At 68.5% G+C, this 273-nt stretch carries 1 pseudogene; it reads right to left on the bottom strand.

From position 1 onward, the window contains the following. Positions 1 to 273 (bottom strand): annotated as a pseudogene (locus tag SB816_RS31645) (DNA translocase FtsK); the annotation flags it as partial.

The following is a 273-nucleotide window of genomic DNA, read 5'->3' on the forward strand; positions in this document are numbered from 1 at the left end:
ATCGTAGAGCGGATCGGACTCGTCGCCGGTGCCCGAGGCGGACGCCGAACCTTCGTCGCCCTCGCCCGCCACGCCGCCTCCGAGAATGCCCTCGATATAGTTCGGCTCGCCCTGCTCCTTGAGCTTGTCGACGACGCGATGCACCTCGTCGTCGGCGACGAACGCGCCGTGCACGCGCACCGGCAGCCCGCTGCCGGGCGGCAGGTACAGCATGTCGCCCATCCCGAGCAACGATTCGGCGCCCATCTGGTCGAGAATCGTGCGCGAGTCGAT

Source organism: Achromobacter sp. SIMBA_011 (assembly GCF_046535435.1).
Taxonomy (GTDB): Bacteria; Pseudomonadota; Gammaproteobacteria; order Burkholderiales; family Burkholderiaceae_B; genus Achromobacter; species Achromobacter dolens.